The following is a 5446-nucleotide window of genomic DNA, read 5'->3' on the forward strand; positions in this document are numbered from 1 at the left end:
GGCAGATTGTCCTGATTGGAAATAAACATCCCTCATACCTCCTATTCATTGAATACACACGCGATGGACTCCAAATAGTTTGTCCGGGCTGCCCAGCTGTAGGACACAGCAATCGGCTCACCCTTCGGCGCGTTAATAAGCAATACGTCGGTATTATCACGCCACTTCCATGTAGCCTCCGCAGGGGAAACAACGATGGTTTCAGCCTTGGCATGATGTGGCAGCTTGAAGCTCTGCTGTTCTCCGGTGCCGATTCCCAGCTCCGCATTCTTGACGGTGCCGGTATTCTGTGTCAGTGCAACCTTTACCGCACCTACACTGCCTGTCGGGTCCCCTTCACCGGCGAGATAATCAAACTGGTCATCAACGCTGTTGTTATCGTTCTTGTCCGGGTACTGGGTGTCATGCTTCATTTCCACCCATTCCTCTTTGCTCCATCCATGAATGTAGTCTACAGTGACAGGCTCGCCCTCCGGCGCGGTATATGTTACCTGACCATCAGACGGGCTGAATGAATACGTGGATGCTGCCTGAGCAACCCCGTCAAAATAAAGCACGAATCCGTGGCTTGCCAGCCCCTCGGTATGAGCCAGCTTTACCGTGTGCTTCTGCCCATCACCAGTGCCAATGACTTCACCATAAACGTAAGATGGCTGTTTTCTGAGCGATACATACGCCTTAATTTCCGTATCTGCAACAATGGGATGCTTCACCATCAGATGCGCCCTGCCGATGTTGTTCACAAAATTATGGGTTTGCGTTACGCATACCCCCGTACCCTCGCTGAATACCGCCACATTGTCAGTGCGATGGGAAATCGTAACGCTGTTTATCGTAGCGGCATCAATTCCCGGCGTAGGCGTTGTCAGGATTGCCTTGAATTTAATCGCCTTTGCCGCAGTTGGCGGACTCGTGACAAAAGCACCATAGTCCTTGTACTCGCCCCATGCGCCGCTCTCGTCCTGAATGGATGCGACAACCCTGACCGCCCCCTTCTGCTGTTCGGACTTATTGACGTTGATAGACAGAATATCAACAGCCCCGCCGCTGTCGGAAAGATTAATGGGTGCGCATTCCACCGAGGCTTCCGTTACCGTAGAGCCGGACTGGCCGTTAATCTGAATGGAGGCGATGGAAGGTGAGTTTTCCGCGGTATCCTCCATCTGCATACCTACCGCCCATGCTACCGTTGCCCCGGCGAAATCCCCCAGCTTGGAACTGTCAAGAGCTTCAATCTCCGCCTTGGTGTTGCCCTCAGCCATCACGCTGTCAGCCGTAATATCCTGCGTTGCCACGCTCTCCCATGCGCCTGAGCCGGTATTGTAGTGCTTCCACTCACCGCCATTGAGGCTTACCGCGAATTTCATGGAAGTGCCGTCCGGTGTGGATGCCTCAATCGAAATGCCGCTCACAGTGGAATACATTGAGCAGTCCTGAATGCTCGCATTCGTAGTCTTGATTAATGCTGTTCTTGCCATTTGTTAATGCTCCTTTCGCAATTTCAGCCACTTCAACGTGGAGTTTGCCGACCTCATGGCTTTGCAGTGCTTGCAGTAGCCAATCATGAATGACGCAACCCTACAGTTTACATCCTCCATGCTGGCCCGGCCGTGCCTGTATTTCCATGATATGTCCTTAAACCTCAGCTTGGCGGCTTTTACGTTACGCTTCCTCGGAAGCAGATAATCTGTGAAAATCCTGTATCCGGCAAAGTCTATGCCACGGGAGGCAGGATATATCTCGGTCTTCGGGTTCAGCTTCAGCTTTAGCTGGAACTCCACGAACCATTTTATATCTGCCAAAACATCCCACAGCTTCCGCTTATCGTTGGAAATTATGATGAAATCATCCATATAGCGGACGTAGAATTCAGCCCCGATACATTCCTTGATGAAATGGTCAAGAGGGTTCAGATAGATATTTGCCGACAGCTGGCTGATGAGGGAGCCTATCGGGATGCCCCGTCCGGTATCCTCATTGAACCTGTCTATCAGCAAGTCCCAAAGCCAAAGAACGCGCTCGTCCTTGATGGTGCGGCGTATCTCATTTTTAAGTATCTCGTGGTCTATCGACGGATAATACTTGGAAATATCGCACTGAAGGACATACACCCTGTCATACCGCTTCCGTGCTTTCTGCATGAATTTCTGTACCCGCATGGTGGCACGATGCGTACCCTTGCCCTTGCGGCAGGCATAGGAATCATAGATGAATTTCTTCTCAAACAGCGGCTTGACTATCCTGTCCAGCCCGTGATGGATAATCCTGTCACGGAATGTCGGCGCGTGGATGATGCGCCTCTTGACCTCGGTGCGGCACTCAAACTCGTAATAAGTCTGCGGTTGCCATGAGCCATTATTCAGCTCGATTATAAGCTGCTGGATAATCATCTCTATCCTTTGCCCAGCCTCCATAATCTCAGGCTTGTACCTGCGACCGGAGATTGCTTCAAGATAGCCCTCGTACAAATTATCAAAGTTCACTATCTGATTCCATAGGTGGTCGTATCTTATCAGAATAACACCCCCATAAAATTATGCCGCTCCGCATGACGTAGAGAAGCGGCTTTTTCGCATGTTTTCCTATTTTCTTAGGATGGACGAAACTCCCAAATGAGGGGTACTGGATAGGCAGGCATCGCACCTGCCTAACTACTGACCATAAATCCCATTTGCGAGGCGCAGGCCGATGTTCGTGTTGGAGTTCGACGCGGCATTGTTGACGTTGAACACAAAGGCACCGTCCTTCGTGCCGTTATCCCAATTCCCGGAGGCCGTAAAGTCCCGCCCGAAAATATATCACTTGCCGGAACGGCTGGCTTCCTTCTCCTGATAAAACTTCAGAAGTCCGCCAAGTATTTTGCCAGCTTCATCGACGTGTCCCATCCAATCAGCCAGCCTGCCGTTTGATATGTAGCTTTCCTCCCTTGCCTCGCGGATAAGCCCGCGCAGAAACTCAAGCTCTATATCAATTTCCTGCAAGGTATTCTTTTTGTAGTACCGTTTCTGAAACCTGATTACCTCGCGGATAATCCGCTCTATGCAGTCCTCTATCTGACGGCACAGGAGATAACGCTCCTTCTTCGGAAACTGAAAGAGCGCATCATGGCTGTACCTGCGTATATTCTCCATCTTTGTTTGCAGATACAGAGGATTCTTCATATTCCGGTCTTCCATGTTTTCTCCTTTCGCCGCCCCCGCTATCGCGGGGGACGGTCAGTAAATCAGTAATCAGCTTTCAGGGTACTTTGCGAGGCGCAGGCCGATGCTCGTGTAGGAGTACGACGCGGCAAGGTTGACGTTGAACACAAAGGCACCGTCCCTCGTGCCGTTAACCCAAGGCCCGGAGGCGTAGTACACGCAGTTTGCCGCAACCCAGCAATAATCGCTGTATGTGCCGTTGCCCTCGGTGCTGTCGGACACGGAAGGTATGAACACATCGTTGCAGTCAAAATCCGTACCTGTTGCCTCTGCGCAAGACTTTATCCAGCCACCGGCAACGACCACGCCTGTACTCTTGTATGTGCCGTTGCCCTTGTTGTCAAAAATCTGACCAATGCTGGACGCATCAGTCTTGAAGCCATCGCAATGCTCCCATACGTTGCCCCAAAACTCATGAATGCCGCGCCACGAAGCGTTTGTGCCACCCGTGGCTACCGCGGCAGACGAAGAAACATTACCAGCACCTATGGCGGTCTGAACATTCGGTGTACCAAGCTCAATCATCATCAGCAGGGAAATTGCCGCACGCTCATAGATATTCTGCAAATGCCAGCCAGCCTGCTCGCCTGTGCCGGTGTTTCTGGCACTGCAATACTGGATAGCCTGCGGATTAGTCATGCTCACCCACGGGGACTTGCCGGATGCACTGCCAGCCTTGCCACTGCCAGCGTTATATGCTTCGTATGCGCCGATATAGAAGCATGGCTGAACCTCACCGTTGCGCATGAACGCAGGGTGGATATGATACCCGTCCTTCTTGTGGCCGGAAATCATATAGCACTTCTTGCCAGCACGTACAGAACCTTCAGGGGCCTTGCCGACCTTGATATAAAATTTAGGTATCTTGACCATCACCTGACCATCAATGGTAACGGTTTCAATATCACTCCACGGATATAACTTATTGAAATTCACTGTCATTCGATGTCATCTCCTTCACCATCAACTCTTACCCATGTGCCTGAGCCGCCGCCCTCGGATACCAGCGCAATACCGATAGTGGCGGTGTCAAGGATAATCTGCCCGTTCTCCATCTCCGCGCCTGACAGCTCGAAGGAGCTGCTGTTGTCGAAACTGAGAGTAGCTGACAAGTCCTTGGCAGTGTTACTGCCGCTGAAGGTTTCATTAGGGGACCACTCGTCAGTCCGCGTATTGCCGCCGCCGTAAGCCCTGCCGTTATAGATGGCAACGCTGGAACGGTACAGCTTGGCACGTCCGTCAGTGTACTGATTGATAACGTTGTCATAGAGGATAACCCTCTGCACCTTGCCGGAGGTATTGATGCCCTTGACCTGCACTTCCTCAATCTTTTCGCCATCAGTCAGCTGGTAGTGCGCACCGATAATCAATCCCTCCGCGCTCTCCACGTCGATGGAATCATCGCCGGAAACAACGGAGGTTACCTGCGCAACTGTTCTGTCAACCTCCTCGGCAATATCGTCAAACGGCTCGATAATCATACCGTCGTAGCCATCTAAATAGATGTTTGCCATTTCGTTGGCAAGGTACACGTTGCCCACAAGGCGTTCCAAATGGTCGATGCGCTTCTTGTCGCTGTTGTAGCTCTGCACCATGTCCCGCGTATCGCCCAGCACAACCTCGCGCACATCGGACAGGTTCGCCATGTGCAGCTTGCTGTCCTCACTGCCGCAGTAAATGCCCGCAATATCCTGCGGATTGGTTATGGCACTGCCAAAATGCGGCAGGGCAGGATGGGCATTCTCGCTGTCCTTGTGTGCCTCAAAGTCCTCGGTGGTGGCGAATGCAGACCAGTCACTGGACAGCTTCACTTCCACCTGCGTGGTGCGGCCGATGACAATATCAAAATGCATTGTATTCCTGATTTTCCGCGCATCAGTAGCGGACGGAACCCAGCCATGCCTGTCGCCGAAGTATGCGTATGCATATAGGATTTCTGTATCCCCGTCCATCGCATACATGCCGACCTCGGTCAGCGGGAAGCCCGGAGCCTCCACATTGGTATTGTCCACCATGACCGTAATGTCCACAGTGCCGTTTCCAACAACGGAAGATTTAACTATTTCCAGTTCCAGCTTTTCGTCCACCATCGCAGTCACGGTGCGCAGGTCAGTGCCATCAGGCTGCATACCCGCACCATACGCCGCCCTGCTGAATTTCAGGGCTTCGCCGTTTGCCAGCTGTTTGCTCTGAAGGGCAAGGCCCACATCGGTGACAACAAATCCTTCATCGAATGTACTCATTTA

The 5446-nt window shown here is 51.9% G+C and carries 5 protein-coding genes; all 5 read right to left on the bottom strand.

Annotated elements, in window-relative coordinates; translation table 11 throughout:
* Window positions 1-41: 41 nt before the first annotated feature.
* The 5 genes from ACI3UA_RS08935 to ACI3UA_RS08955 all read right to left on the bottom strand — a co-directional run bounded on the left by ACI3UA_RS08935 (window position 42) and on the right by ACI3UA_RS08955 (window position 5407).
* Window positions 42-1478 (bottom strand): hypothetical protein, encoded by a 1437-nt coding sequence (locus ACI3UA_RS08935; protein ID WP_439724468.1) that lies wholly within the window; start codon window positions 1476-1478, stop codon window positions 42-44.
* A 3-nt stretch (window positions 1479-1481) separates the two neighbouring features.
* Window positions 1482-2483, bottom strand: coding sequence for a reverse transcriptase/maturase family protein (locus ACI3UA_RS08940; RefSeq protein WP_439724469.1), 1002 nt, complete (start codon window positions 2481-2483; stop codon window positions 1482-1484).
* Window positions 2484-2798: 315 nt separating this feature from the next.
* Complete coding sequence (gene avd, locus ACI3UA_RS08945) at window positions 2799-3176, bottom strand: diversity-generating retroelement protein Avd (RefSeq protein WP_439724470.1); 378 nt, start codon at window positions 3174-3176, stop codon at window positions 2799-2801.
* Window positions 3177-3230: 54 nt separating this feature from the next.
* On the bottom strand, window positions 3231-4142 hold the full coding sequence (locus ACI3UA_RS08950) for a hypothetical protein (protein WP_439724471.1): 912 nt from the start codon (window positions 4140-4142) through the stop codon (window positions 3231-3233).
* Window positions 4139-5407: a hypothetical protein gene (locus ACI3UA_RS08955; protein WP_439724472.1), complete on the bottom strand. Its 1269-nt coding sequence runs from the start codon at window positions 5405-5407 to the stop codon at window positions 4139-4141. Before ACI3UA_RS08955 ends, ACI3UA_RS08950 begins: the two co-directional genes overlap by 4 nt.
* Window positions 5408-5446: the final 39 nt, after the last annotated feature.

Origin of the sequence: Anaerovibrio sp. (assembly GCF_051866355.1) — a bacterium.
Lineage (GTDB): Bacteria > Bacillota > Negativicutes > Selenomonadales > Selenomonadaceae > Anaerovibrio.